This is a genomic window from Sulfuricurvum sp. (assembly GCF_049277495.1).
Classification (GTDB): domain Bacteria; phylum Campylobacterota; class Campylobacteria; order Campylobacterales; family Sulfurimonadaceae; genus Sulfuricurvum.
This window is the reverse complement of sequence record NZ_JBASYM010000008.1, coordinates 92578-118865: the sequence shown is the minus strand read 5'-3', so window position 1 is coordinate 118865 and position 26288 is coordinate 92578. Positions and strand designations below refer to the sequence as shown.

The following is a 26288-nucleotide window of genomic DNA, read 5'->3' as shown; positions in this document are numbered from 1 at the left end:
CATAGTAGCAATATCGGCCATTTTCGCGATTGTTTTAACAAGCTTTTACGAAACTTAATCGACCTTTAAGTAAGAATTGTCTATTATTGCGTGCTAAAAATTTCTAAAGGGAATGGCTTATGAAAAGAACATACCAACCGCATAATACGCCACGTAAACGTACCCACGGATTCCGTGCACGTATGGCGACAAAAAATGGCCGTCGAGTATTGAACGCTCGTCGTGCTAAGGGTAGAAAACGATTGGCTGTCTAAATAGCTTTTCGATGCTAAAGCTCAATAATGAGTTTCAGCGTGTTTATCAGCGTGGAAAGAATGCGCACAGCACTTCGATCGCGTTGTTTTATCTCCCTTTAACGGGAGAAAAAAAAGTTGGATTTACGGCCAGTAAAAAAGTCGGTAATGCAGTAGTGAGAAATCGCTGTAAAAGACGCCTGCGGGCTCTTTTTGCAGAGTTTTCTCACAATGCAAAAGACGGATGGTACGTTTTTGTCGCCAAGAGAGGGTTGTTTGACAATCCTTTCGACAGTGTGCGACGCGACTGCAAATATGTTTTAAAACGGACGGGTGGCATGAGCGGAACAGGTGATGATAAGAATCTTCTTTCTTAAGCTCCTGTGGCTCTATCGGCACTCTCTCTCTTTGGTGACACGCGGTGCGTGCCGCCACTATCCCTCATGCTCCGAATATGCTTTATGGCAGTTTGAACGTAACACTCTACCACGCGCATTTACTTCCACTTTTTTACGAATTTTACGGTGCAATCAGCTTTTTTCAGGCGGTATCGATTATCCGATTATTGGAAAACCGATGTTAAAACCCTCCGAACTCTCGATAAATACGATAAAATACTGGTTTGTTCCATATCAACAGAATTATTTTCTGATCAAAAATTTTAAGTTTAAAGGGTCCAAGTGTTAGAAAAGTTTACTCCGAATCAGCGACTTCTCGTTGCCGTCGCTTTATCTTTCCTCTTTTTTATAGGATATACCACTATTTTTCCACCAAAAGCGCCTAATGGTGATAATAACGTCACTGAACCGATGGTTAAAGAAACTGCCGCTGTGCAGTCGACGACGACAATAGAAGCCAACGAAACCAATTCTCCGGCGATCTCTGATATTAAAACGGTAACAACCGATACCCTTACGACGATATCGGCAAAAGAGTTTACCCTCAAAATCGATACACTCGGGCGTATCTCTTCTTTCATTTTGAGCAATAAAAAACACAACGGAAAAGACGGTTCACTCTCCGAAATCATCTCTTCTGCCGGTGCCAAACCGCTTCAAATCCGTTTTGCGGATGAGGCATTGAACGAAGCGGCATCCAAAACCCCGTATACAACCAATACAACGAATATCGCTTTGGGCGAAAACGGTAAGTCAACGGTAGTATTGAGCCAAAACCTTCCGGAATTAACGGTCACCAAAACTTTGACGTTTTATGCCGACGGCCACTACGATGCAAAAGTTTCTCTCTCTAACGAGAAGCGCTATTTCCTCTATTTAGGCCAGCACCCTCAAATTATTGAGCAAATGATGACGGTTGTCGGGAGTATGGTCTACTCCGGTGACAAGCTGACCACGATTTTTGAAGACGGCGATGTTGAGGGACGTTCCCTTTTCACCGATGCCCATTTCGTTTCGGCGTTTGACCAATACTATGCAACGATCATTTACGGTTTTGATAAATCGACGCAGGTTACGGTTGAACGTGATACGAACAGTAATGCGGTTACTTATCTCGAAGGTAATGCAAACTTTACCTTCAACGGATACATCGGGCCGAAAGAGTATAAGACTCTTGAATCCATCAACCCTGTTTTAGTCAATGCTATCGAGTACGGCTGGTTTACTTTCGTGGCGGCACCGATTTTTAAAATCTTGATGTGGATACACGGGATGGTCGGCAACTGGGGATGGTCGATTGTGGCTCTCACCATTTTGATCCGTATCTTCCTTTACCCTTTGACGTACAAAGGGATGGTTTCGATGCAAAAGATCAAAGAGATCGCTCCGCGCATCAAAGAGGTTCAGGAAAAATACAAAGGCGACCCTGCACGTATGAATGCAGCCGTTATGGAAATGTATAAAAAACACGGTGCGAATCCGTTGGGCGGTTGTCTGCCTCTGATACTCCAAATCCCGGTCTTTTTCGCGATCTACCGCGTATTGTTGAATGCCGTCGAATTACAGGGTGCTGAATGGATTATGTGGATTCATGACCTTTCACGTATGGACCCGTACTACATCATGCCGATTTTGATGGGTGCGACCATGTATTACCAACAAAAAATTACTCCGAGTAATTTTACCGATCCGTTACAAGAGAAGATCTTTAAATTTTTACCGATCATTTTTACCTTTTTCTTTGTCACGTTCCCATCAGGATTAGTGTTGTACTGGTTTGTAAACAACCTTTTCTCAATTGCACAGCAATTTATGGTCAACAAACAATTCGAAGCGGCACGTCTTGCACGTCACGAAGCTCATCTTGTGGAAAAGCACCATGAAAAAGATTGAAGCCCCAACTTTAGAACTGGCCTACGCTGATGCAGCCGCGGCCTTCGGATGTTCGGTAACCGCACTGCAAGTCGAGATCGTCCAATTCCCCTCAAAGGGAGTTTTGGGACTCTTTAAAAAATCGGCGATCATCATTGCCAATCTCCCTCATACCAACCCAAACGTAACGACGTCTGCGGCTGCGGCTGCGATAGAAGTAGAAGAACCGTATGTTGAAGAAGAGGTTGCCGTCGCGGCTGCCCCATCTTCGGCGGAGCCGGAAGAACTGGTTCTCGGAGATGAGTTTTATGAGCAGGCGGATGACTTCGAAGAAGAGGGCGAGCTTGAAGGGGATTTTTATGAAATCTCCGCGCAGGAGTGCGCCGACGAAGTAAAAGAGCAGATCAATATCCTGTTCAAAGACATCTGTTTTGACATCAACGATATCGAAGTAAGCGTCTACGACGAAAATACCCTTTTGGTCGAGTTTAGCGGAGCCGATGCGGCTTTGATGATCGGCAAAGAGGGGTATCGCTACAAAGCCCTTTCCTACATGCTCTTCAACTGGATCAATGCCGTATACGGAATGCAGCTTCGTTTGGAAATTGCCGAATTTTTGAAAAATCAGGAAGAGTCGATTTCCCGTTATTTGATCAATGTCTGCGATATTATCGATCAAGAGGGACGGGCGCAAACGAAAGTACTCGATGGCGTCTTGGTTCAAATCGCCCTCAAACAGCTTCGTGAACGCTATCCTGACCGTTATGTGGCTATCCGTTCTACCCGTGACGGCGGCAAGTTTATTATTATCAACAGTTACCACGAATATTAATGAACGATACTATCGCCGCCATTGCCACCGCTAATGGCATCGGTTCGATCTCGATCCTCCGTCTCAGCGGAGATCGCGCCCTCAGCATCGCTTTAAAACTCACCCGTAAAACAGAGCTTCAGCCCCGCTATGCGACCTTAACCTCTCTGCATCAACACGACGGCACGCTTATCGATGAGGCCATTGTCCTTTATTTTGAGTCTCCCCGGAGTTTTACCGGCGAAGCCGTTGTCGAATTTCAGTGTCACGGCGGTTTTGTCGTAGCCGAGTCGTTATTAAAAGCCGTATTGAACGAAGGTGCCCGTCTGGCAGAGCCGGGAGAGTTTAGCAAGCGTGCATTTTTAAACGGCCGGTTGGATCTGACGCAGGCGGAAGCGATCGCCGCACTGATCGAAGCCAAAAGTGACGATGCCGCCCGTATTTTGGCCCGTCAAATGAAGGGGGAATTACGCGGATATATCGAAGGTATCCGTGATTCGCTGCTGGAGATTTTGGCCTATTCCGAAGTCGTTATCGATTATGCCGAGGAAGATCTGCCGCAAGATGTCGTCGAGCAAATCGAAGTCAAACTTGCCAATATCAAACATACCCTCTCCCGTACCCTCGAATCGAGCCGCCGCCGCGCGGGATTGATGCAGGGGTTTCGGGTCGCCATTATCGGCAAACCCAATGTCGGCAAAAGTTCGCTTCTCAATGCGCTCCTTGATTATGAGCGGGCCATCGTCAGTGATATCGCCGGAACGACACGGGACACGATCGAAGAGCAGGTGCGCATCGGTACCCATCTCATCCGTCTTGTCGATACAGCGGGGATACGCAACGCTCACGATGAGATTGAACGGATCGGGATCGAACGCTCCATTGCGGCGATCGAAAATGCCGATGTGGTGATCGCACTCTTCGACTCTTCACGCGTAATTGATGAAGAAGACCGCGCCATCATCGATTTGATCGAACGCTATCATGACGAGAAACCGTTTATCTGCATACTGAACAAATCGGATTTGCCGGAGTCTTTTGAAGCAACGGCGATTGCCCAATACGCTCCGATACATCTGAGCTGCAAACAGGAGATGGGAGCACTCATCGAGTCGCTGAGTTCTTTGATGGATCATGAGAACAACGACGAGGAGATGATGCTTATCTCACAGCGTCAGATCAGCGCTACCGAAGGGGCCGTCCGTTCCATCGACGAAGCCTACGAGCCGCTCCGAGACGGAGAGCTGGAGTTTTTCTCCTTTCATATCAATCAGGCGATCCGTTCCGTCGCTTCGATCAGCCGTCCGTACGAACTCGATGAGATGTTCGACAAGATGTTCGGACAATTCTGTTTGGGGAAATAATGGTCATTATTGCAATTGATTTGGGGTTGAAACGGATCGGACTGGCTCTGAGTGCAGGTTCCGGTATCGTAACGCCCCTTCCGGCAATCGAGCGGAAAAACCGAAACCAAGCCGCCAACGAGGTCAAAAAAATACTCAATGAATACGAAGCGGAAACGGTCGTGGTCGGCATCCCGATGGGGAGTACGACCGAAGATGAGATGCGCCGCAGAGTGGCGCATTTTATGAATCTCGTCGAATTTTCAGGAGAGATTGCTTACCAGGACGAATCCCACAGCTCACAAGAAGCCGAGGCGCTGATGAAAGGGGAGATCCGCTACAAACGTGACGGCCGGATTGACTCCCTCTCGGCGAAGATTATTTTAGAACGGTATCTCCAAACACACTAATTAGCTTATTTATTTCAGAAAGAAAATTTCATGTTTGAACAAACTTTTAAAAATATAGACGATATTCTCCACAAAGACGCCGGATGTGGAAGCGAACTCGATTACGTCGAGCAGACCTCATGGGTGTTGTTTCTCAAATACCTCGATGATTTAGAAAGAGAAAAAGCGACCTCTGCCGAACTGACACTTAAAAGCTATACCCCCATTATCTCGCCCGAGTACCAATGGAACACATGGGCTGCGCCCAAAGGGGCGGACGGAAAACTCGATCACCATGCCGCATTAACGGGAGATGATCTCAAAGAGTTCGTCGATCACAAACTCTTCCCCTATCTCAAAAAGTTCAAAGCCGATGCCGAGAGTGCCGATACCATCGAGTACAAGATCGGTGAGATATTCCATGAACTCAAAAACCGCGTACAAAGCGGCTACAACCTCCGTGAAGTGATTAACCGCATCGATGAGCTGCGGTTCCGCACCCATGCCGAAAAACACGAAATGAGCCACCTTTATGAGGACAAGATCAAAAACATGGGGAATGCCGGACGCAACGGCGGCGAATACTACACCCCCCGCCCCCTCATCAAAACCATCGTCCGCGTCGTCGCCCCCGAAATCGGGCAAAAAATCTACGACGGTGCCGTAGGGAGTGCGGGATTCTTGGTCGAAGCGTTCGAGTATCTCAAACACAGTAAAAAACTCACCACGAGCGATACGCTCACCCTCCAAAAAACGACCTTTTACGGCAAAGAGAAAAAATCCCTCGCCTACATCATCGGGACGATGAACATGATCCTCCACGGCATCGAAGCTCCGAACATCGTCCACGCCAACACGCTGGCGATCAACCTCGACGATATCCAAGAGAAAGACCGCTACGACGTCGTACTCGCCAACCCACCGTTTGGAGGAAAAGAGCGTGCCGAAGTACAGCAAAATTTCCCGATCAAGACGGGGGAGACGGCATCACTGTTTTTACAGCATTTCATCAAGATTCTAAAAGCGGGGGGCAAAGCGGGAGTTGTCATCAAAAACACCTTTTTGAGCAACACTGACAACGCCTCGATCGCCCTGCGTAAAAAACTCCTCGAAGAGTGCAACCTCCACACCGTCCTCGATTTGCCCGGCGGGACGTTTACGGGGGCGGGGGTTAAAACCGTCGTTTTGTTTTTCGAGAAGGGGGCACCGACCCGTAAAGTGTGGTTTTATCAGCTGAACTTGGATCGTAATCTGGGGAAAACGAACGCTCTCAATGAGAAAGATTTGGCGGAGTTTGTGGAGCTTCAAAAGAGCTTCGGTGACTCCGAGAACTCGTGGAGTGTTGATGTCCGCGATATAGACCAAAGTACGTTTGATCTCAGTGCCAAAAATCCGAATAAAAAAGTCGAAGCGGCGTTGCGAAAACCGCAAGAGATACTGGATGAGATGAAAGCACTGGATGAGGAGAGTGCGGAGATTTTGGGCAGGGTTTTGGAACTGTTATGAAAATAAAGCCGTTAAAAGATTTATGCCATAATTATAAAGCAGACATTGTTGATGGACCATTTGGCTCCAATATGAAGAGGTCTGATTATAGTGAAGATGGAATACCGGTTTTAAAAATTCAGAATATAAAGCCTTTCAAAATTGAAATAAAAAAAATGGATTTTGTTACAGAGTCCAAATATGCTGAACTAAAAAGACATTCTTATAAAAAAGGCGATATTGTAATGACAAAGCTTGGTGACCCATTAGGTGCATCAGCTATTGTTGAAGATATTGATGACGGTTTGATTGTTGCTGATTTAGTTCGAATTAGAGCTGAAAAAATCGATACAAAATATCTTTGCTATCATTTAAATTCTCCTATTACAAATGATTTTATTAATACACAACAAAAAGGGGCAACTCGTCCAAGGGTTCAAATTTCTGTTGTGAGAGATTTACCGATTTATGCTCCCCCACTCCCCGAACAACAACGAATTGTCGCCATTTTAGACGAAGCCTTTACCGCGATAGAGGGGGCAAAAGCCAATGCGATACAGAATCTCAAAAATGCAAAAGAGCTTTTCGACTCTTATTTGCAAAGTGTGTTTGAAAATAAAGTACATGGTTCTTTATTTGAAACACTGGATAGTCTTTGTGAGTTAATAGTTGATTGTGAGCACAAAACTGCACCTACTCAAGATACTGGCTATCCCTCGATTCGAACTCCAAACATTGGTAAAGGGGTTTTGATTTTAGACAATGTTAACAGAGTGTCTGAAGAAACATATAATGAATGGACAAGACGAGCAATACCGCAAGCAGATGATTTGATTTTAGCTAGGGAAGCTCCAGCCGGAAATATAGCTGTAATTCCAGAAAATATTAAAGTCTGTTTAGGTCAAAGAACCGTACTGATTAGACCTAAAAAGTCTAAATTAGTATCTAAATTCTTAGCGTATTTAATTCTTTCGAAGGATGTGCAGGAACAATTATTGTCACATTCAACAGGGGCAACAGTTGAACATATCAACATGAAAGACATTAGAGCTTTTAAAATATATAATCTTTCACCATTACCTGAACAAAAAACTATCGTCCAAAAACTCGATCTCCTCTCCGCGCAAACCAAACGCCTCGAAGCGATTTATCAGCAGAAAATAGATAACTTAGAGGAATTGAAAAAAAGCATCTTGCAAAAAGCGTTTAACGGGGAGCTGTGATGAACGAAGACGAAACGAGAGCCGAACTCATCGATCCCCAACTCCTCGCCTCGGGGTGGGGGGTCGTCGAAGGTTCACGTGTTTTTAGAAATCATCCGATTACCGCCGGTAAAATTCAAACGGGGGGTACTCGTAGCAAACTGCTCCGCGCCGATTATGTCCTCTCGTACAAGGGGATCAAACTCGCCGTTATCGAAGCCAAGCGAAGCGGACTTAGTGTAGGCGAGGGGGTAGCGCAAGCCAAGCAGTACGCCGACAAACTCAAACTCGACACCACCTATGCTACCAACGGCAAAGAGATTTACAGCATCTGTATGAAGAGCGGTGCGGAAGGGTTGGTTGAGCGTTATCCGACCCCTGAGGAACTGTGGAACAAAACGTTTGCCGAGCAAAACGAGTGGCGGGAGAAGTTCAGTGCCGTACCGTTTGAGAATGTCGGAGGGACGAAAGGGGCACGCTACTATCAGGAGATCGCCGTCAATAAAACCCTCGAAGCCATCGCCAACAATGCGCCGCGTATCTTGCTCACCCTCGCGACGGGGACGGGGAAAACCTTTATCGCGTTTCAAATCGCGTGGAAACTCTTTCAAACCCGTTGGAACCTCCGCCGCGACGGTAGCCGACGACCGCGCATACTGTTTTTAGCCGACCGCAATATCTTGGCGGATCAGGCGTTCAATGCCTTTTCGGCATTTCCCGACGATGCCCTCGTACGGATCAAACCGGATGAAATACGCCGCAATGGTCGCGCACCGACCAACGGCAGTATCTTTTTTACGATTTTTCAGACCTTTATGAGCGGCACCGACGCCGAGGGGCATCCTGCACCTTATTTCGGGGAGTATCCGAAAGACTATTTCGACTTTATCATTATCGATGAGTGTCATCGCGGCGGTGCGAACGACGAGGGGAACTGGAGAGGGATTTTGGAGTATTTTTCCCCTGCGGTACAGCTCGGACTCACTGCCACCCCAAAACGCAAAGACAACGTCGATACGTATGAGTATTTCGGCAAACCCGTCTACATCTATTCGCTCAAAGAGGGGATCAACGACGGTTTCCTCACCCCGTTCAAAGTCAAACGGATCAAAACGACCCTCGATGATTACATCTACACGAGCGACGATACGATTATCGAAGGGGAGATCGAAGAGGGAAAACTCTATACTGAACCCGATTTTAACAAGATTATCGAGATAACCGCTCGGGAAGCCAAGCGAATTAAGATATACATGGACGAAGCGAACCAAAACGAAAAGGCAATCATCTTTTGCGCCACCCAAGACCATGCGGCGGCGGTTCGCGATCTGGTCAATCAGATGAAAAAGAGCAAAGAACCGAACTACTGCGTCCGTGTCACCGCCAATGACGGAGTCATCGGCGAGCAGTTTTTGCGGGAGTTTCAAGACAACGAAAAGATGATCCCTACCATTTTGACCACGTCGCAAAAACTCTCTACAGGGGTCGATGCACGGAACATCCGTAATATCGTGCTGATGCGTCCCGTCAATTCGATGATCGAGTTCAAACAGATCGTGGGACGGGGTACCCGGCTGTTCGAGGGGAAAGAGTTTTTTACCATCTACGATTTCGTCGATGCCTACCACCATTTCGCCGATCCCGAATGGGACGGAGAGCCGTTGGAACCGGAACCTCCGGCAGAGCCAAAATCGCCGAAAGAGCTGACCGAACCTGATGGGAACGAAGGTGGCAGTGAAGGGAAAGAGGGCGAACCGGGAGAGAGACGCACAAAAATCAAAGTCAAACTGCGCGACGGCAAAGAGCGGGAGATTCAGCACATGATGTCCACCTCTTTTTGGAGTGCGGACGGCAAGCCGATTTCGTCAGAAGAATTTTTAGAAAACCTTTTCGGCGCTCTCCCTGAGTTTTTTACAACCGAAGAGGAGCTGCGAACCTTGTGGAGCAATCCTTTGACACGGAGAATCCTGCTCGAAAAACTCGATGCGGCAGGTTTCGGACGCGAAGAACTGGGAACGCTTCAAAAGCTTATCGATGCGGAGAAAAGCGATCTGTTCGATGTGTTGGAATATGTGTTTAACAGCGATACCGTTCCGATGTCACGCGAAGCACGTGTCGCCGCCGCCCAAGCGACTATTTTTGCACTCCTAAGCGACAAACAAAAAGAGTTTATTGAATTCGTCCTCAGCAAATACATCGAGACGGGTGTGGACGAACTCGATCAGGAGAAACTGCCGATTCTCCTTACGAACAAATATCAGTCTCTGCAAGATGCGCAGGAGATGTTAGGTGAAGTCTCTACGATTAGTTCACTGTTTATCGATTTTCAAAAATACCTTTATCAAGAGCGGGTAGCGTAACAAGGCCCACTAGCTTATTCTTTCGGTTTTTCTGCGTAAAAGGGAGAGTAAAATAATAATGAAAAGGGAGAAAATCCCGGGCATTCTGCGCGGCATGGATCGTTTTCAAGAAAATCGACATTAAACAGCCGATCATTATCCCGGTAGTAGATGAGAGGATTAACCACTTGGAAACACTAAAAAATATAACCGTTTGTTCAGTAATATGTTTTTCACAAATATGACTTTAAGAGGAAAGAGATACCTGAGTATCCCAGGATAGTAAATACCCTATGCTCTTTACTCTGTGTCGGACGGTTATCGTGCTTTAAAAAATTCTGCCGCTTCTTCTTCATCTTTCGTGAGGGTTGCAAAATCCTCATCATTGGCAAGCTTTTCTTTGACCGCTTCGGCACAATACTCAAATGCGAGCTGTTGAGCCTGCTGCAAGTCGGTGACAAATCCCAAGCCGCTGAATTGATACGGCTCTTCTTGTTCGATACAGAGTAAAACCCCGTCGCATTGTGCTTCGAATTGATCGACAATGTCGCGATAACCGATGTTGAACTCGGTAGCATGCCACCCGATCGCTTCGAGGTTCTTATCCGCAAACTCAGCGATGCCGTCTCCGGACGTGTCATCATAGAGCGCGCGTTTGTGGTTGTAGCCGATGATGTTTTGCCAAGCACCGGAAGCTTTGATCAAGATTCGGTCCTCATCTTCGACGATGCGGTAGCTATCGCCCAACATAGTACCAAGAGGGCGTGCAAGATTCGTGGAGAGCGGCGAAGAAGGTGTAATCGTTCCTTCATAAATACTGATCAGTTCAGGAGGGAACGGTTCAAAAACGATGGTTCCGTCATAAGCAATCGCAAACTGTTTGGCAGAGTTGACTGCGCGTAAAAAATCAGATTTCGCAACGACGATAATCTCTTTAAAGAGGTTGAATTTTTTCATTATATGCTCCGATTTTTTTGGTGAATTGTAGCACGCTATCGTTCGTGAACCCTTATAGCTGAATTTACACCGACGATATAAGTGTCCGCTAATTTTTCTTTATGCAAAAATGGGGTATAATCCGCGAAATTTTAAGCATTTCGAACGCTTACTCTAAGGATACCTTCATGGCATTGAACGTCTACTACGATAAAGATTGTAATACAGCACTCATCAAAAGCAAAATTGTTGCGATGATCGGTTTTGGATCACAAGGTCACGCACACGCGGAAAACCTTCGTGACAGCGGCGTTGAAGTAGTTGTTGGACTACGTAAAGAAGGAAGCTCATGGGCAAAAGCGGAAGCTAAAGGGTTCAAAGTTATGACCGTTGCAGAAGCATCAGCATATGCAGACGTTGTTATGATCCTTCTTCCGGATGAAAACCAAGCAGAAATCTACGCTAACGAGATCGCTCCTAACCTTAAATCAGGTGCGACAATCGCATTCGGTCACGGTTTCAGCATCCACTACGGACGCATTAAGCCGGCAGCGGACATCAACGTAACAATGATCGCTCCAAAAGCACCGGGTCACACTGTACGTTCTGAGTTCGTTCGCGGCGGCGGGATTCCTGACCTTATCGCGGTAGGACAAAACCCGAGCGGTACAACGAAAGAATTGGCATTGTCATACGCTTCGGCTATCGGCGGCGGACGTACGGCGATCATCGAAACAACGTTCAAAGACGAAACTGAAACAGACCTTTTCGGAGAACAAGCGGTTCTTTGCGGCGGTGCAGTATCATTGGTTCAAGCAGGATTCGAAACATTGACAGAAGCGGGATACGCTCCTGAACTAGCATATTTTGAGTGTCTTCACGAATTGAAATTGATCGTTGATTTGATGTTCGAGGGCGGAATCGCGGATATGCGTTATTCAATCTCTAACACAGCGGAATACGGTGACTATGTTTCCGGTAAACGTGTTATCAATGCAGAATCAAAAGCAGCGATGAAAGAGATCCTTAAAGAGATTCAAGACGGACGTTTTGCAAAAGACTTTATCCTTGAAGGTCAAGCGGGCTACCCACGTATGAATGCTGAGCGTACCAACGCAAAAGCATCATTGATCGAGCAAACCGGTGTAAAATTACGCGCTATGATGCCATGGATTTCAAAAAACAAAATCGTTAACCAAAGCACAAACTAATTTCCCCTTCTTTCAGAGCTTTTCGCTCTGAAAACTTCTTTGAGAGAGGTTCCTTTTTTATATGCATAAACGGCCTCGACCTCACAAAATTTCCTTTTTACAATACTTAGGCGCGGGACTAGCTGCTCTAATCCTCCTGATTGCTGCAATATTTATCGGTTACTTTATCGGATTTAATCAGGCGGAAGAAGATCTTGCCGCAGAGCGTAATCAAACACAGCAGCTGGTAGAACAGATCAAACAGATTGCCGCTATCGATGAGAGCTATGTCAGTGCGGCAAAACCGAAGATATCCCGGCAGGAAATGGAAATCCGTCGTTTGAAAAAAGAGCTTCAGGCACTTTTGGAACAAGAACGTTTGCGCGAACCGGTAAAGCCTCAGCATGAATATGCCCCCAAAGACAAAGAAGCGGTCCCGCCTCCGGCAGCTACGCGTCCTGTTCGGCCTGCAGGTGCACCGGCGAAGTTAGTCATCATCATCGATGACGTGTCGTACCCCAGAGATGTCAAAGCGATCCAATCTACCGGATTGCCGCTCGTGATGTCTTTTTTACCTCCGAGTTCCCGACATCCCGATTCGGCTAAACTGGCTCAGGAACAGAATCGGTATATGATCCATTTGCCTCTCGAAGCGATGGACTATGATGCGGAGGAACCTTTAACTCTTCGCATCGGGGATTCGGAAGAGACAATTGCAAAGCGGATAGATACCCTGAAAAAACTTTTCCCCAAGGCGCGTTATGTGAATAACCATACCGGCTCAAAATTTACGGCAGACGAACCGGAAATGGAGAAGTTGATCCGCGTCTTGGAAAAAGGGGGAATCCAGTTTGTCGACAGCCGCACCACGGCGCAAACAAAAGTCCCTGAATCTTCACGTCTGCTCGGAATACGGTATATCGGAAGAGATGTCTTTTTGGACCACCAAGACGGTGTCGAAAACGTCAAAAAACAGATTAGAGAAGCGGTTGAGAAAGCTAAACGACACGGAACGGCGGTAGCAATCGGGCATCCCCGTCCCGACACGATTCAGGCACTTATCGAGTCGAAATCCCTTTTGAATGAAGTCGACTTGGTCGGTATTGAACAAATCTGACAATCTGACATAATTTTTAGGATAGTGCCGATTCTTCGGTATCGTTGTTTATTCTTTACTGAAAAGAGTTTGCATGGCCGATGAGATTCCTTTTCCGATAGCCGAACTTTCGTCAATGAGACACTATCCCGACAAACTGACCTATTGCGGGAATCTAGAACTTCTCCGGCGGCCGAAAATCTCTATTGTCGGCACTCGCAGACCGAACCCTTATACCCGTGCGATTACCTTCGAACTCTCAAAAAAACTTGCATTATCCGGAATGATCATTGTCAGCGGCGCTGCGGCCGGAGTGGATCGAATCGCGCATGAGGGTGCAGGGGCGGAGAATACGATAGCGGTATTGCCCTGCGGCATTGATGTGCGCTATCCGGCCGGCAATTGCGAACTCATCGAAGCCATTGAACAGCGTGGATTGACACTGAGCCCGTTTGAACCGGGATTTGCGGCGAGGGAATGGAGTTTTGTCGTCCGAAACGAGATCGTCGTAGCCCTAGGGGAGTTTCTTATCGTCACGGAAGCCGATATCGGAAGCGGCAGTATGCGCAGTGTAGAGTATGCACAGCAGATGGGAAAACAGATATACGTTCTTCCTCATCGTCTCCGAGAGAGTGCAGCGACCCGCTTACTCCTCTCGGAGGGCAAAGCAATCGCTATTGATGATATCGACAGCTTCGTCGCACACGTAAGCCAAAAAGGGCGTCATAAGGCCGAGGATACTCCGTTCCTGGCATTTTGTCGCAATCATCCGACGTATGATGAAGTCGTCGTTAAATTTCCGGGAGAAATTTTTGAAGCGGAGTTGTCAGGTTTGATTGAGGTGCGAAACGGAAGAGTATATGTCGGATGATAATTCTGCCTCGCAGAGGCAAGCTTCAGTGCCATAGCGGCTAGCGAAGGCAAAGGGATGAATTCCTTTGCCGTTCAAATAGGTATAACTTAATGCCCTGATACGACTTCGTAACCGTAGTGTTTGACGAGATAATTGATGATAACTTGCTGATCTTCTTTTGGGATCGGCGCTTTGAATTCATTGACCATTTTGGCAACGGTACCGCTCCAATAAGGGCGGCTTTTTTTCCCTTGGTTGAGGACATATCCGAAGGAGTGGCAGATAAGGCAGTATTGCTGCGCTACTTCATCATGGTCTCCGGCTTCGATCGGATAGTCCACATACGGCATTTCAATCGGTTTGGCAACTTGCGCGAACAAAGCGGAGGAGCTTAAGAGTAAACTTGCGAATAATAATTTCATTTTCATAATCTTTGCCCCTTACACTATTTTTACAGTAACGCTGTCAACAGCATTGTATTGGTATCCGCCTGCATTCCAGCCGATTTCATTAACTTGCGGCTGAATACTTCCGACACGATTGATGGCACGTACCATAATCGTATACTCACCTTTGGCCTTCGGTTCCCATTGGTAAACCCATTGGCGGTAAGCGTACTTGCCGTAATCTTTTTGCAGTGCGGTGGCACTCCAGCTTTTTCCGCCGTCGATGGAGATCATAACTTCTTTGATCCCTTTACCCTGATCAAAAGCCATACCGGTTACTTTGACACGGGAGCCTTTTTTGATGACTGTCCCGGGGGTTGGATACCCAATAACGGATTTGACTTTCATTTGGGCGATCGGTTTGCGTTTGTACTCAAAGTCGCTTCCGGAAATGACACATTCGCAGTCGTTATCGGGAACGGTGTAGGCAACGTCCATGAAAAAAGTTTTGCGGTATTCATCCATCACGGTGATTTCAGAGAGCATCTTGACCCAGCTGTCTGAGAAGTGTCCCGGAATCACAAGGCGCAGAGGAAACCCGTTAAGGTACGGAAGGTCTTCGCCGTTCATCTCGTAAGCAACAATCAGCTCTCCGCTGAGGGCTTCATCGATTTCCATTTCACGGAAAAAGCGGGGAGTCTCATCAACGGCAGGTTTTTCGAGACCGTTGACACCCACAAATTTAGCGGAGCCTTTGACCCCGGCCATATTGAGGATGTCTTTCATACGGGCCCCTTTCCACACCGCACAACCCATAGCACCGTGCCCCCATTGGACACCGTGGGTCGCCTGACCGCTGGCCGCGTAGTATTTTCGGCTGTTTCCGCCGCACTGAAGAACGGAGGTGATTTCAACCGGTTCAAATTTGCTTTTCAAATCATCGACACTCAGGGAAAGAGGTGTCTCCACTGAGCCTTGGACCTGAAGACGAAATTCATTTAGGTCAATATACGTCGGAATATCCGGCATGTGCCAGCGGACAAAAAACTGGTCGTTCGGTGTAATGACTTGGGTGAAAATATCACGCGGGGATTCCAGCAACGGAGGGCGGTCAGAGATGACTTTAAGAGGCTTTTTCTCCGGGAATGCAATCACAGGAGGGACAAATTCCTTGGTATCAGTGATGATTTTTTTCGTACGCTCCGTTCCCATAAGAGTAGAAGCACCGAGGATAAGTCCGGCACCTAAAAAATTTCTGCGGTTTAGTGGTTCCATAATAATGCCTTGGAAAGGAATATCACTATTTTATCATAATTGAGAGTAATTTAGAGTATAAGCATCGCATCACCGTACGAAAAAAAACGGTATTTTTGATCAATCGCTTCTTGATAAATCCGATGCGTCTCTTCCAGCCCGACGAAAGAGGCCACGAGCATGAGCAAAGTCGACTGGGGGAGATGAAAATTGGTAAGGAGATGGTTAATCCGTTTGGGAGGATTGTTCGGGTGTAAGAAGAGATTCGCCTCACCGCGTACATCATGGCTTCTGACATGATATTCCACTGTCCGGGTAGAAGTTGTTCCGATGGAGAGCAACGGGAGCTCGCTTCGGATCAGTTCAAGCGCCGCGCTGCTGACATCAAAATATTCCGAGTGCATCGGATGATCGGTAATGATCTCTGCTTCTACAGGCTTAAAAGTCCCCGAACCGACATGGAGGGTGACAAAGGCGTGCGGATGTTTGGAACAAATGGCGTCGAACAGTTCATCGGTAAAATGAAGCGAAGCGGTAGGAGCGGCGACAGCTCCCTCATGGGCGGCAAAAACACTCTGGTATTCCCGCTCGTCTTCGGAATTGTCTTCGCGTCCCAAATAAGGGGGAAGCGGGATATGCCCAACATGTTCGAGGATGGGCAAAAGCTCTTCAAAGCGGATCAGGGTACCGCGGAGGTAAAAATTGACATCACGGGAACCGTCTTCATGCAGGGCAACAACACGGGCGCTGAGATCGCCGTCGAAGTGGAGCAGGGTTCCTTCTTTGACGCGCCCTTTGATATAAACCGTGATCAAGTAGGCGTCACGCGGACGGTTGATGAGCAGCTCAACCGCACCGCCGCTCTCTTTTTTACCATACAGCCGGGCTTTGATCACTTTGGTATCGTTAAAAATAATGGCACATTTTTCGGGTAAGAAAGATTCCAGCGCATCAAAGCGTGCATGGGTGATGGTTTTATCATGGCGATTGTAGACCAAAAGGCGCGCATGGTCTCTGGGATAGACGGGATGGGTGGCTATAAGCTCATCCGGGAGCTCATAGTGGTAACTGGACGTCAGTAGAGGATCGGTTTTAGTCAATCGTTTCTTCTTCATCTTCAGCGATATAGGGCTCCTCTTTCGGAGCAGGATTGACGGCGCGTACAATCAGGATGGAAATGGCGTACAAAAGGGTGAGGGGAATGGCCATCAAAATCTGGGTAAGGACATCCGGCGGTGTAAGGATCGCTGAAATGATCATAATGAGGACAATAGCGTATCGGAAGAATCCGATCATCATTTTGTCATCAATCAATCCCAAAAGGGCAAGGAAATAGCAAACGATCGGGAGCTCAAACGCTAATCCGAAACCAAACATGATTTTGGCAAAAAAATCGACGTAATCTTCAATATTGATCATCGGGACAAACTCAAATGCCCCGAATGCGATCAAAAAGCTAAATCCGAAGGGGGTAACGACGTAGTAGGCGAAAAGGGCTCCGATAACAAACATCGTGGTGCCACCCACAATAAAGGGGATAAACATCTTTTTTTCATTTTCATACAAACCCGGAGCGATAAAGAGCCAAATTTGAGCCAATATAATCGGCAAGGCACCCAATAGTCCTGCAAAAAAAGCAACTTTCATCGCTACGAAAAAAGTCCCGCCCACTTGCGTAGTCGTTACCATCCCGTGTGCGGCATTCGGAGAAATTTTGGCTACTTCGGCAAGTGCATTGTTCAGCGGCTCAGTCATCCATGTCATAATCGGTTCGTGGAAATTAAAGGCCACAAAAAACATGATGATGACGGCTGCGACGCTGATACCGAGCCGCTTTCGCAGTTCAACTAGATGGGGACGTAAATCATCAAACATTAGACATTCTCTTCATTAGGTTTAGGTTCTTTTGGCTTAGGGGTGAAAGTAATCACTTCGGGCTCTTTCGGAGCAGAGGGGGCGGAAGCGGGAATATCAAGATTAATATCATTTTTAATCGAGTTGAGTTCGGTACCGATTTCGGTGACATTGGTCATCCGTTCGAGTTCTGCACTGGCATCGGTCAGCTCTTTTTTATAATTCAGGGCCTCTTGCTTCATCTCGGAGAAGTTCATCTCCTCTTCGAGGGTTGCGCGAGCTGAATTGACGGTACCTTTAACGCTGCGGAAAAATTTAGCAATATCAACCATCGTACTCGGGAGTTTATCCGGTCCCAAAAATAAAATAGCGATGATGACAATGATAAATATTTCCCCTAAACCCATTCCAAACATTGTGTTAATCCAAAAATAAATTTTTTACTGAGGAGAGATTCTATCCAAAGAAAGTTTAAAACCCTTCTACTCTGAGCGCAATTTCGTCCGCTAAAAGAAAATCGGTATTAAAGTAGCGCCCGTTATGAAACGTAAGGATCCCCTCTTTGCAGAGTAAATCGGCATTCTTTTTTTGTTTCTCTTTTAAAATGCTTCCCTCTACACCGACGCAGCTGCGAAAGCCCAGAAAGAGTTTTTCGCTTAAGAGCTCATCGGGTTCGATTGTTTCGGTAGTCACGTCGCAAGGATTTTCAATGTAGTGTTCGACACTCGTACTGGGGTAGTAGCGTTGCATGTCTAAAAATCCGACAGCACCGGAACCTAGTCCGATATAGGGTTTGTGCTCCCAATAGCCGATGTTATGGCGTGAACGGTATTTTCCGAAATTGGAGATTTCATACTGCTCAAACCCGTTGCTCGAAATCTCTCGAAAGATCCATCGTGTGAGCTCCAGCTCCTCCTCGGCAATTTCAGGGGTCTTTTCAAAAAGCGTTTTCTCTTCGATGGTGAGGGCGTAGAGACTGATATGATCGATGGGCAGGAGGAGCGCTTGCTGTATGTCCGCTTTCAAGAGGGCTTTTGTATCACCTCGGACGCCATAAATCAAGTCAATACTGAGATGTTTGTATCCGATAGCCGCCGCGGTGCGGATAGCTTCAAGGGCATGCTGCGTGTGATGGGCGCGACCGAGTATTTTTAATTTTTCGTTATTAAAGCTTTGTACTCCGAAGCTGAGGCGATTGACTCCGAGCTCATGCATCCCCTCCAGCCATGAACGGGTAGCACTGTTGGGGTTGGCTTCGGAGGTGATCTCAGCATCTTTGGCTAAATAAGGGTCGATCATCTCAAAAATAGGGCGATACAGAGAAGGCTCCACCGTTGAAGGGGTACCTCCTCCGATAAATACGGTTTCGATAAGGTTGGTGGGTCCGGCATTGAAACGGAGAAGCTCCGTTTTGAGCTGAATGATAAGGGCATTCATATACGCTTCGCGCAGGGAAAATTTATCAACATAAGAATTAAACGCACAGTAAGAGCATTTGCTATCGCAAAAAGGGATGTGAATGTATAAAAGCATGTGCCATTATAGCATTGAGGGTACATGATTTTAGTAAACAGCTTTTGGAGATACATAATCACGAGAATGACGGTAGGTATGAAAGTTCCGTTAATATTTAACGCCTGACCCGCATTGTTAATATTTAACACCTGCCCCTAAAAATATAGATGATTATAGTATTTTTAATGGCGAATAGTTTACAATACACCTCCAAAATAGACTAAAAGATGGTGAATGACCGAAAAAAAGTTCTACCGACCGAATGTGGCGGCGATTATTGTCTCAAATGAGTATCCTGAGAGAAAAAATGTTTTTATCGCCGAACGCAGTGATTTGGAAGGGGTATGGCAATTTCCTCAAGGGGGAATTGATGAGGGTGAATCGGCGGAAGAGGCTCTTTTCCGTGAACTGGGTGAAGAGATCGGTACGAAAAAAGTAGAGATTATTGCCGAGTACCCGGACTGGATCGCGTATGATTTTCCTTCTCATATCGCTGCCAAAATGGCTCCGTTTGCAGGACAAAAGCAGCGTTATTATCTCGTTCGCTTAAAAAAAGGGGCCAAGATCGATTTGGATACGAAGCACCCTGAATTTAAAGCATACCGATTTGTTCCTATTGATGAATTGCTGAGTCATGTCGCCCATTTCAAAAAACCGGTCTATGAACGTGTCATTTCCCATTTTAGAACCAAGGGGTATCTGTAATGCTAATTGTTCAAAAATTTGGCGGAACCAGTGTCGGCGATTTGGAACGGATCCAAAACGTCGCCAACCGTGTTTCGCAAACACTTAAAGAGGGACATCAGGTTGTGGTCGTCGTTTCCGCTATGAGCGGTGAAACCAACAAACTGATCGCCTATGCTGAGCATTATACCTCTTCTCCTGCACGGAGTGAGGTCGATATGCTTCTGAGCTCAGGGGAACGGGTTACCGCGGCATTGCTCTCGATTGCCCTTAATGCGATGGGACATAATGCAACATCGATGAGTGGCCGCCGTGCAGGGATCGTTACGGATAACGTCCATACAAAAGCACGTATCGAAAGTATTGATCCCTCAGCGATGCATGCGGAGCTCTCAGCCGGCAAAGTCGTAGTCGTCGCAGGGTTTCAAGGGGTGAGCGAGAACGGTCAAGTGACGACGCTCGGCCGCGGAGGATCGGACCTTTCCGCCGTGGCGCTTGCCGGAGCTTTGGAAGCCGATTTATGTGAAATTTATACCGATGTTGACGGTATCTATACTACCGACCCGCGTATCGAGCCTAAAGCTAAGAAAATGGATCGCATCAGCTATGATGAGATGCTTGAACTGGCTTCTCTCGGAGCAAAAGTACTTCAAAACCGTTCCGTTGAACTCGCTAAAAAATTAAATGTTAACCTCGTAACCCGTTCTAGCTTTACCGATGCGGAAGGGACACTTATCACAAAGGAAGAGAATATAATGGAAAAACCACTTGTCAGCGGTATTGCACTCGATAAAAATCAAGCACGTGTTTCACTCAGCGGAGTGATCGACCGTCCGGGAATCGCTTCGGATATTTTTACCCGTTTGGCGGATAACAGTGTCAATATCGATATGATCATTCAAACTTCAGGGCATGACGGAAAAACCAATCTTGATTTTACGGTTCCTAAAACAGAACTGATTGATGCCAAAAAAGTTGTGGAAACATTTATCGCTGCGAATGAAATTTCTGAAGCCTCTTATGATGAGAACATTTGTAAAGTTTCTATCGTCGGTGTCGGTATGAAGTCCCATACCGGTGTTGCGGCCAAAGCATTTCAAACGATGGCACGTGAAAATATCAACATCATGATGATCTCTACTTCGGAGATCAAAGTCTCGATGGTCATTGACGAAAAATACGCGGAACTTGCCGTGCGATCATTGCACAGCGCCTACGCATTGGATCAATAGTGCGCGGTTTTGATCAGTGGACATTAGAATCGATCCGCTCCGAAGGGGCATCGATGAGCTGGTTCGAAGAACAGCGATTCGAATGGACTCCTGCGATTGCTAATGCCATGGATCAGGTAATGGGGGGCAAAAGCCTCGTCCTGATTACCGATCATGACCGTAAATGGTTCGCCCATTATATTACGGCATCCCTCAATAAACGTTCTCAGGATCGCCCGATGATCCCTATCGTCTGTATTGATTCCCTTTATCCCCATTATGATCATCTCAGCGGCGGCGAGTCGATTGATATGTTGGTTGATATGCTGGATATCGCTTTTAAGGGGGATTATTTCTTCTGGTATATCGGCAAAGGGGATGAACGCCGAGCAGATATTGCCAAGCGCAGTACCAACAGCTTGTTATGGATTATGGATGAACGTTTTCAAAATGCTTTGGTATTACGCTCTCACGATCCGCTAATCGATATCAAACTGCTGCAACTGTACCGCCTTTTTGACAAAACACTTGGCGCCGTATTGTTCGGGGAGATTAATGTTCGCGAATGAACGGGGCGGAATCCTCATCACCGGGGAGATGGAAGAACGTTCACGGGAGATTGAAGAATCTCTCCGTCCTCTGCGATGCGTCATGTTTATGCGCGATGATTTTAAAATCGAAGATGCCAAAGAGGTGATCGCTGAAGCCTACCGCAGCGAAGAGCATACGAAAACATTGATTCTCGGAGCAAAAAGTTTCACCGTTCCCGCGCAAAATGCCCTTTTAAAAATTTTGGAAGAACCTCCCCGCAACATTGTTTTTATCCTTATGGCTCCGAATAAAAGTACCTTTCTCCCGACGGTACGTTCACGCCTCAGTCTGACACAGGAACATCATCAACTCGTGCATGAACCCGTTTCCCTGACCCTTAAAAATCTCGATCTTTCAGGATTGTTCACGTTTGTCAAAGAGCATGACCGACTCAAAAAACATGAGGCGAAAGCATTGATCGAGCAGCTGATGTATCAGGCGATCCATCTCGAAAAGCTCCCCTTGACATCGCAGCAGCTTGAAGGGTTTGATAAAGCATTGCGTTTGATTGAGCTTAACAGCCGTTTTCAGAGTGTTTTGGTGATGGTGCTCATGAATTTTCTCAAAGAGATCAAACGTGGTCGTTGAGAAACTTTCCAATACGATTGATTTGCGCCGTGAATTGAAAGCTTTGGGCGTTGATGGGGGCGGCGTACATATTTTGGAGGACAAAGGTCAACTGCACCTGATCCGTATCCGTGATATGCACGTCGGAGCAGCGAATATCCTCAAGCAAGACGCGTTGAGTATCGGTGCTGATCTCGCCGTTCCGCGAGGTACGGTAACTGCATCGATTCCTCATGTCGATGTCTTACTGATCGCAACTGAACGGCAGTTACAGCAGCTGGCTAAAAAAGAGAAGGCTCAGCCGTTCGGTTTAAAACAGCTCTCCGCTGAGTTGGAAAGCTTTTGCTCTCTTGGCTATACCGACAAAGTCTCCATTATGGGAATTCTTAATGCGAATGATGACAGTTTCTATCATGGCAGCCGGTTCCAAGGTCCCCAAGCGATTGAACGGATAGAGATGATGATTTCCGAGGGTGCCGATATAATCGACCTCGGCGGAGTCTCGAGCCGTCCGGGAAGTGTTTCGGTCAGTGCCGAAGAAGAGCTTTCCCGTTTGCGGCCTATTATCGATGTCCTGTATGATCAAAAGGTATACGAGAAGACGATACTCAGCTTAGACAGCTATGAACCTGCCGTGGTGAGTTATGCACTGGAGAGAGGGTTTCATATCATCAACGATATTACCGGACTGGCCAATGATGAGGTTGCGCAGTTATGCGGAAACTACGGTGCGACGGCGGTTATCATGCACATGCAGGGCTCCCCGCAGACCATGCAGGAAAATCCGACGTATCATTCGGTTCTTCATGAGGTTGAACTCTTTTTTCAGGAACGGTTGGAAAAAGCAGACCGTTTCGGTATCCAAAAGATTATCTTGGATTGCGGGATCGGTTTTGGGAAGCGGTTAGAAGAAAATTGTGCCCTCATTACCCATCAAAAACATTTTTTACGGCTGGGAAAACCGCTTTTGGTCGGCGCCAGCCGGAAATCCATGATTGATAAGATTTCTCCATCCACGAGTGATGAGCGTTTGGCGGGAACATTGGCCATTCATCTTAAAGCGATCGAAGAGGGTGCTTCGATCGTACGTGTTCATGATGTCAAAGAACATGTACAGGCGATCAACGTCTGGAAAGCGCTGAGAGGCTGATGATGGGCAATACGGTTGTTATTATCACGCTATCGCTGTTGGTACTGCTTTCCCCCTTTTTATCGCGTGTCATAAGAATCCCGGTCGTTGTTGTCGAAATTATGCTGGGAAGTCTGGCGGCATACTTCGGATTTCTGGTTGAAAACGAGCTTTTTAAAATTATTGCCGAAGTCGGATTCCTGTATCTGATGTTTTTAGCGGGGATGGAAGTCGATCTAAAAGGGTTCCAATTCGAAAAAAAATCGTTGATCCGGCGGACGGCACTCTTTTTTATCATGGTATACGGATTTTCATTTATATTATTTGCCTATTTTCATTTGAGTGCCGTCTATATGGTTTCTTTTCCGATCTTTTCGCTTGGAATGCTGATGGCTTTGATCAAGGAATACGGACGGAACGAACCATGGCTGGCGTTGGCGCTGAATATCGGCATTGCCGGTGAGCTGATGAGTATTTTCGCGATGACGGTCCTCAACGGAGGATTGACCTACGGATTTAACATCGATTTTTTCTTTACGCTGCTTGTACTGATCGGATTCTTAATCGGGTTTGTCCTCTTTTTCCGGGGAGTCCGTATCCTCTTTTGGTGGTATCCCGGACTGAAAACATTGATTATGCCGCATGAAGACAGCAAAGATCAGGATGTCCGGTTTTCGATGGCCCTTTTGTTTATTTTGATCGGGATTATGCTCCATTTTAAAATTGATGCGATCTTGGGAGCCTTTTTGGCAGGAATGCTGATCACGACGTATTTCAAACACAAAGTAGAACTTCCCGAAAAACTTTCATCGTTCGGATTCGGATTTTTGGTACCGATTTTCTTTATCCATGTCGGCTCTACCCTATCGCTGGATGCCTTTTTTGATCGTCAAATCCTAGAATTGGCACTGGCGATTGCCGTCGGTATTATCTCGATTCGGGTCATTGCCGGAGTGGGAGCTTTCAGCGGATACTTCGGGTTTAAAAATGCTTTGCTGTTTTCTCTCTCCAATTCAATGCCGCTCACCTTTCTTGTCGCGATTGCTACTCTCGGATACAATGCCAATGCCATTACGCATGAAGAGTATTATGCCTTTATCGTTGCGAGTATGGGGAGTGCGATCGTTCTGATGATCTTGATTAAAATTGTCTACACCTTTTTTAAACAAAGTGCGAAATAACGAAACCGAAAGTTAGAAGGTACTTTGTCAAAGATGAGAAGAACAAGGGTCTGCGAGGCTACAGCGGGTTGATAGGGTAATCCGGGATTCCATAAATAAGCACTTTCTTTGGGAGTTATTCTGTTACGATTTGGAAAGAAGCTTATTAATGGAAGCAGAATCTTAGTGTAAACGGCATCAAAACGGCATCAAAAAATATAAGTGACGGTACGGGGAGAGAGACGAAAAAGTATTTGGCTTAATAGCCAAATACTGATTTGAGGATAAAGAAGAAAAGAGCTGCCATCGTTCCGGCAACGGGAAGGGTGATGACCCACGCGATTGCGATAGGTTTCATCAAGGCCCAGTTGGCATTGCGATTGAGCATCCCGATCCCGATAACCGCACCGATAAGAATATGGGTTGAAGAGACAGGGATACCGAGTTTCGTTGCGGCGAGGATAACCAGGGTAGCTCCCAGTTCCGCTGCGAATCCTGTCACCGGGAAAATTTCGGTGATACGGGTTCCGACCGTTTGGATAACCTCTTTACCGATAAACCACAATCCGGCAACGAGCGCGATTCCGAACGTCGCCATCGCGATAAGGGGAACCGGAGCCTCGGAGTTGATCTGACCGGTAGCCAATATATCGATAACGGCGGCAAACGGCCCGATGGCATTGGCGATGTCATTGGCTCCGTGACTGAAAGCAAATGCGGAAGCGGTCAGAACCTGAAGCATACTAAAGAGCCGCATCGTTGCTTTGTTCGGCGTATCTTTGTGCATGACTTTGACAATGGCATAGGTGATTCCGTACGCGAGGGCGCTGAAGGTGGCAATGATCATGAAGATCTGGATATCATCAAATTTGAGCCCTGCATGTTTGAGCCCTTTGTAGAGAAGCATTCCCGAAATCATCGTGGTGGCAAAGGCCGCCGCAATCGGAGCATGGGTACGAAGCGCATAAAATGCGTTAGATTTTTTTTGTAAACGGGTTAATTCATGAAGCTGTTCTTCATAACGGATTTTTTCGTCCGGTGTTGCCGTTGCTTCAGTGTAGGAAGCCTTGAGCTCTTTTACCTGATGTTTGATACTATCGATTTTGGTTTGTACCTGCTCGTTATAATCGAGAATATTTTTTTTGAGATACCAATAGATTCCATACGATGCCATTCCGCCTAAAACGGGTGAGACGACCCAGCTGATAGCGATTGTAAGGATTTTATCCCAATGAACCAGGGCAAATACACTTTCACCTACATCCATCGTGACATAGCCCAATGCGATAGATCCTCCCAAAACCCCACCGACGATGGAGTGGGTCGTAGAGACCGGATACCCTTTCAAAGAAGCGAATAACAGCCATGTTGCCGCAGAGAGGAGTGATCCCATCATGACGAACACGAACAGCATCGGGTTAAAATCCATAGCGGAAATATCGACAATCCCTTTTCGGATCGTATCGGTTACATCCGCTCCCGCAAGCATTGCACCGCTAAGTTCAAAAATAGCAGCGATCATTAGGGCTTGTTTCACGGTGAGTGTTTTCGCCCCGACGCTGGTACCGAAGGAGTTGGCGACGTCATTTCCTCCGATATTGAATGCCATAAAGAGACCGAATAAGGTCGCTAAAACAAATAAGGTGTGATTTTGGGCGACGTAATCAAATCCCCAAACCAAAAAAATAGCTGAGGCAATGAGGAATATCCCGCCGAAAAAAATATTGTCACGAGAGAACATGAACGCTCCATGGGTTAAGATTGAAAATAAATCCCGGAAATTATTACGA

Annotated in this window: 27 protein-coding genes; 19 read left to right on the top strand and 8 right to left on the bottom strand. The window is 46.7% G+C overall.

Annotation, left to right across the window (positions count from 1 at the left end; genetic code table 11):
* The first annotated feature begins 119 nt into the window (after positions 1-119).
* From rpmH to hsdR, 10 genes are read left to right on the top strand one after another with little or no spacing between them, the layout of a single operon-like run.
* The gene (gene rpmH, locus WAO38_RS02005) at positions 120-254 is read left to right on the top strand and encodes a 50S ribosomal protein L34 (RefSeq protein WP_013459438.1); all 135 of its coding nucleotides are present in this window, start codon (positions 120-122) and stop codon (positions 252-254) included.
* Between the two features lie 11 nt (positions 255-265).
* A complete protein-coding gene (rnpA, locus tag WAO38_RS02000) occupies positions 266-610 on the top strand; it encodes a ribonuclease P protein component (protein WP_422233844.1) in 345 nt (114 codons plus the stop codon).
* A complete protein-coding gene (gene yidD / locus WAO38_RS01995) occupies positions 588-920 on the top strand; it encodes a membrane protein insertion efficiency factor YidD (RefSeq protein ID WP_422233842.1) in 333 nt (110 codons plus the stop codon). Before rnpA ends, yidD begins: the two co-directional genes overlap by 23 nt.
* The gene (gene yidC / locus WAO38_RS01990; protein WP_422233840.1) at positions 914-2524 is read left to right on the top strand and encodes a membrane protein insertase YidC; all 1611 of its coding nucleotides are present in this window, start codon (positions 914-916) and stop codon (positions 2522-2524) included. The genes yidD and yidC overlap by 7 nt, the downstream gene beginning before the upstream one ends.
* A complete protein-coding gene (locus WAO38_RS01985; protein WP_422233839.1) occupies positions 2511-3335 on the top strand; it encodes a Jag N-terminal domain-containing protein in 825 nt (274 codons plus the stop codon). The genes yidC and WAO38_RS01985 overlap by 14 nt, the downstream gene beginning before the upstream one ends.
* Positions 3329-4678: a tRNA uridine-5-carboxymethylaminomethyl(34) synthesis GTPase MnmE gene (mnmE, locus tag WAO38_RS01980; RefSeq protein WP_422233865.1), complete on the top strand. Its 1350-nt coding sequence runs from the start codon at positions 3329-3331 to the stop codon at positions 4676-4678. The genes WAO38_RS01985 and mnmE overlap by 7 nt, the downstream gene beginning before the upstream one ends.
* The gene (gene ruvX / locus WAO38_RS01975) at positions 4678-5067 is read left to right on the top strand and encodes a Holliday junction resolvase RuvX (protein WP_422233837.1); all 390 of its coding nucleotides are present in this window, start codon (positions 4678-4680) and stop codon (positions 5065-5067) included. Before mnmE ends, ruvX begins: the two co-directional genes overlap by 1 nt.
* 30 nt (positions 5068-5097) lie before the next feature.
* A complete protein-coding gene (locus WAO38_RS01970; RefSeq protein ID WP_422233835.1) occupies positions 5098-6552 on the top strand; it encodes an N-6 DNA methylase in 1455 nt (484 codons plus the stop codon).
* Positions 6549-7754, top strand: coding sequence for a restriction endonuclease subunit S (locus WAO38_RS01965; protein WP_422233833.1), 1206 nt, complete (start codon positions 6549-6551; stop codon positions 7752-7754). Before WAO38_RS01970 ends, WAO38_RS01965 begins: the two co-directional genes overlap by 4 nt.
* Positions 7754-10093 carry an EcoAI/FtnUII family type I restriction enzme subunit R gene (gene hsdR, locus WAO38_RS01960; protein ID WP_422233831.1) on the top strand — a complete coding sequence of 780 codons (2340 nt, stop codon included), beginning with the start codon at positions 7754-7756 and terminating at the stop codon, positions 10091-10093. The genes WAO38_RS01965 and hsdR overlap by 1 nt, the downstream gene beginning before the upstream one ends.
* Before the next feature lie 297 nt (positions 10094-10390).
* Here the strand turns inward: hsdR and WAO38_RS01955 are convergent, their stop codons facing one another.
* Positions 10391-11029 (bottom strand): hypothetical protein, encoded by a 639-nt coding sequence (locus WAO38_RS01955; RefSeq protein ID WP_422233829.1) that lies wholly within the window; start codon positions 11027-11029, stop codon positions 10391-10393.
* 167 nt (positions 11030-11196) lie between these two features.
* Here WAO38_RS01955 and ilvC point away from each other — a divergent pair, with 167 nt between their 5' ends.
* The 3 genes from ilvC (at position 11197) to WAO38_RS01940 (ending at position 14165) form a co-directional block, all read left to right on the top strand.
* Entirely contained in the window at positions 11197-12219 is a 1023-nt protein-coding gene (ilvC, locus tag WAO38_RS01950; RefSeq protein WP_422233827.1) for a ketol-acid reductoisomerase, read from the top strand.
* A gap of 61 nt (positions 12220-12280) precedes the next feature.
* The gene (locus WAO38_RS01945; protein WP_422233825.1) at positions 12281-13315 is read left to right on the top strand and encodes a divergent polysaccharide deacetylase family protein; all 1035 of its coding nucleotides are present in this window, start codon (positions 12281-12283) and stop codon (positions 13313-13315) included.
* Positions 13316-13388: 73 nt separating this feature from the next.
* Positions 13389-14165: a DNA-processing protein DprA gene (locus WAO38_RS01940; RefSeq protein WP_422233823.1), complete on the top strand. Its 777-nt coding sequence runs from the start codon at positions 13389-13391 to the stop codon at positions 14163-14165.
* 89 nt (positions 14166-14254) lie between these two features.
* On the opposite strand, the gene WAO38_RS01935 is transcribed toward WAO38_RS01940, so the two are convergent.
* The 6 genes from WAO38_RS01935 to hemW form a co-directional block, all read right to left on the bottom strand.
* Positions 14255-14575, bottom strand: coding sequence for a sulfite:cytochrome C oxidoreductase subunit B (locus WAO38_RS01935; protein ID WP_422233821.1), 321 nt, complete (start codon positions 14573-14575; stop codon positions 14255-14257).
* 12 nt (positions 14576-14587) lie between these two features.
* Positions 14588-15808: a molybdopterin-dependent oxidoreductase gene (locus WAO38_RS01930; protein ID WP_422233819.1), complete on the bottom strand. Its 1221-nt coding sequence runs from the start codon at positions 15806-15808 to the stop codon at positions 14588-14590.
* A 50-nt stretch (positions 15809-15858) separates the two neighbouring features.
* A complete protein-coding gene (gene queA, locus WAO38_RS01925) occupies positions 15859-16887 on the bottom strand; it encodes a tRNA preQ1(34) S-adenosylmethionine ribosyltransferase-isomerase QueA (protein ID WP_422233817.1) in 1029 nt (342 codons plus the stop codon).
* Entirely contained in the window at positions 16880-17662 is a 783-nt protein-coding gene (gene tatC / locus WAO38_RS01920) for a twin-arginine translocase subunit TatC (protein WP_422233815.1), read from the bottom strand. Before tatC ends, queA begins: the two co-directional genes overlap by 8 nt.
* Positions 17662-18048: a Sec-independent protein translocase protein TatB gene (gene tatB, locus WAO38_RS01915; protein WP_422233813.1), complete on the bottom strand. Its 387-nt coding sequence runs from the start codon at positions 18046-18048 to the stop codon at positions 17662-17664. The genes tatC and tatB overlap by 1 nt, the downstream gene beginning before the upstream one ends.
* A gap of 64 nt (positions 18049-18112) precedes the next feature.
* Entirely contained in the window at positions 18113-19174 is a 1062-nt protein-coding gene (gene hemW, locus WAO38_RS01910; protein ID WP_422233811.1) for a radical SAM family heme chaperone HemW, read from the bottom strand.
* A 216-nt stretch (positions 19175-19390) separates the two neighbouring features.
* Here hemW and WAO38_RS01905 point away from each other — a divergent pair, with 216 nt between their 5' ends.
* From WAO38_RS01905 to WAO38_RS01880, 6 genes are read left to right on the top strand one after another with little or no spacing between them, the layout of a single operon-like run.
* On the top strand, positions 19391-19861 hold the full coding sequence (locus WAO38_RS01905; RefSeq protein WP_422233809.1) for an RNA pyrophosphohydrolase: 471 nt from the start codon (positions 19391-19393) through the stop codon (positions 19859-19861).
* A complete protein-coding gene (locus WAO38_RS01900) occupies positions 19861-21072 on the top strand; it encodes an aspartate kinase (RefSeq protein WP_422233807.1) in 1212 nt (403 codons plus the stop codon). Before WAO38_RS01905 ends, WAO38_RS01900 begins: the two co-directional genes overlap by 1 nt.
* On the top strand, positions 21072-21620 hold the full coding sequence (locus WAO38_RS01895; RefSeq protein ID WP_422233805.1) for a HobA family DNA replication regulator: 549 nt from the start codon (positions 21072-21074) through the stop codon (positions 21618-21620). The genes WAO38_RS01900 and WAO38_RS01895 overlap by 1 nt, the downstream gene beginning before the upstream one ends.
* Positions 21607-22230: a DNA polymerase III subunit delta' gene (locus WAO38_RS01890; RefSeq protein ID WP_422233803.1), complete on the top strand. Its 624-nt coding sequence runs from the start codon at positions 21607-21609 to the stop codon at positions 22228-22230. Before WAO38_RS01895 ends, WAO38_RS01890 begins: the two co-directional genes overlap by 14 nt.
* Complete coding sequence (gene folP, locus WAO38_RS01885) at positions 22220-23359, top strand: dihydropteroate synthase (protein WP_422233802.1); 1140 nt, start codon at positions 22220-22222, stop codon at positions 23357-23359. Before WAO38_RS01890 ends, folP begins: the two co-directional genes overlap by 11 nt.
* 2 nt (positions 23360-23361) lie before the next feature.
* Positions 23362-24519, top strand: a complete 1158-nt coding sequence (locus tag WAO38_RS01880; RefSeq protein WP_422233800.1) for a cation:proton antiporter — start codon at positions 23362-23364, stop codon at positions 24517-24519.
* A 238-nt stretch (positions 24520-24757) separates the two neighbouring features.
* Here WAO38_RS01880 and WAO38_RS01875 read toward each other — a convergent pair whose 3' ends face one another.
* On the bottom strand, positions 24758-26239 hold the full coding sequence (locus tag WAO38_RS01875) for an inorganic phosphate transporter (RefSeq protein ID WP_422233798.1): 1482 nt from the start codon (positions 26237-26239) through the stop codon (positions 24758-24760).
* Positions 26240-26288: the final 49 nt, after the last annotated feature.

Bases quoted from the DNA above. Each gene is read 5' to 3' on its own strand.
- rpmH (WP_013459438.1), top strand. From the start codon at position 120: ATGAAAAGAACATACCAACCGCATAATACGCCACGTAAACGTACCCAC.
- rnpA (WP_422233844.1), top strand. From the start codon at position 266: ATGCTAAAGCTCAATAATGAGTTTCAGCGTGTTTATCAGCGTGGAAAG.
- yidD (WP_422233842.1), top strand. From the start codon at position 588: ATGATAAGAATCTTCTTTCTTAAGCTCCTGTGGCTCTATCGGCACTCT.
- WAO38_RS01985 (WP_422233839.1), top strand. From the start codon at position 2,511: ATGAAAAAGATTGAAGCCCCAACTTTAGAACTGGCCTACGCTGATGCA.
- ruvX (WP_422233837.1), top strand. From the start codon at position 4,678: ATGGTCATTATTGCAATTGATTTGGGGTTGAAACGGATCGGACTGGCT.
- WAO38_RS01970 (WP_422233835.1), top strand. From the start codon at position 5,098: ATGTTTGAACAAACTTTTAAAAATATAGACGATATTCTCCACAAAGAC.
- WAO38_RS01965 (WP_422233833.1), top strand. From the start codon at position 6,549: ATGAAAATAAAGCCGTTAAAAGATTTATGCCATAATTATAAAGCAGAC.
- hsdR (WP_422233831.1), top strand. From the start codon at position 7,754: ATGAACGAAGACGAAACGAGAGCCGAACTCATCGATCCCCAACTCCTC.
- WAO38_RS01955 (WP_422233829.1), bottom strand. From the start codon at position 11,029: ATGAAAAAATTCAACCTCTTTAAAGAGATTATCGTCGTTGCGAAATCT.
- ilvC (WP_422233827.1), top strand. From the start codon at position 11,197: ATGGCATTGAACGTCTACTACGATAAAGATTGTAATACAGCACTCATC.
- WAO38_RS01945 (WP_422233825.1), top strand. From the start codon at position 12,281: ATGCATAAACGGCCTCGACCTCACAAAATTTCCTTTTTACAATACTTA.
- WAO38_RS01940 (WP_422233823.1), top strand. From the start codon at position 13,389: ATGGCCGATGAGATTCCTTTTCCGATAGCCGAACTTTCGTCAATGAGA.
- WAO38_RS01935 (WP_422233821.1), bottom strand. From the start codon at position 14,575: ATGAAAATGAAATTATTATTCGCAAGTTTACTCTTAAGCTCCTCCGCT.
- WAO38_RS01930 (WP_422233819.1), bottom strand. From the start codon at position 15,808: ATGGAACCACTAAACCGCAGAAATTTTTTAGGTGCCGGACTTATCCTC.
- tatC (WP_422233815.1), bottom strand. From the start codon at position 17,662: ATGTTTGATGATTTACGTCCCCATCTAGTTGAACTGCGAAAGCGGCTC.
- tatB (WP_422233813.1), bottom strand. From the start codon at position 18,048: ATGGGTTTAGGGGAAATATTTATCATTGTCATCATCGCTATTTTATTT.
- hemW (WP_422233811.1), bottom strand. From the start codon at position 19,174: ATGCTTTTATACATTCACATCCCTTTTTGCGATAGCAAATGCTCTTAC.
- WAO38_RS01905 (WP_422233809.1), top strand. From the start codon at position 19,391: ATGACCGAAAAAAAGTTCTACCGACCGAATGTGGCGGCGATTATTGTC.
- WAO38_RS01900 (WP_422233807.1), top strand. From the start codon at position 19,861: ATGCTAATTGTTCAAAAATTTGGCGGAACCAGTGTCGGCGATTTGGAA.
- WAO38_RS01890 (WP_422233803.1), top strand. From the start codon at position 21,607: ATGTTCGCGAATGAACGGGGCGGAATCCTCATCACCGGGGAGATGGAA.
- WAO38_RS01880 (WP_422233800.1), top strand. From the start codon at position 23,362: ATGGGCAATACGGTTGTTATTATCACGCTATCGCTGTTGGTACTGCTT.
- WAO38_RS01875 (WP_422233798.1), bottom strand. From the start codon at position 26,239: ATGTTCTCTCGTGACAATATTTTTTTCGGCGGGATATTCCTCATTGCC.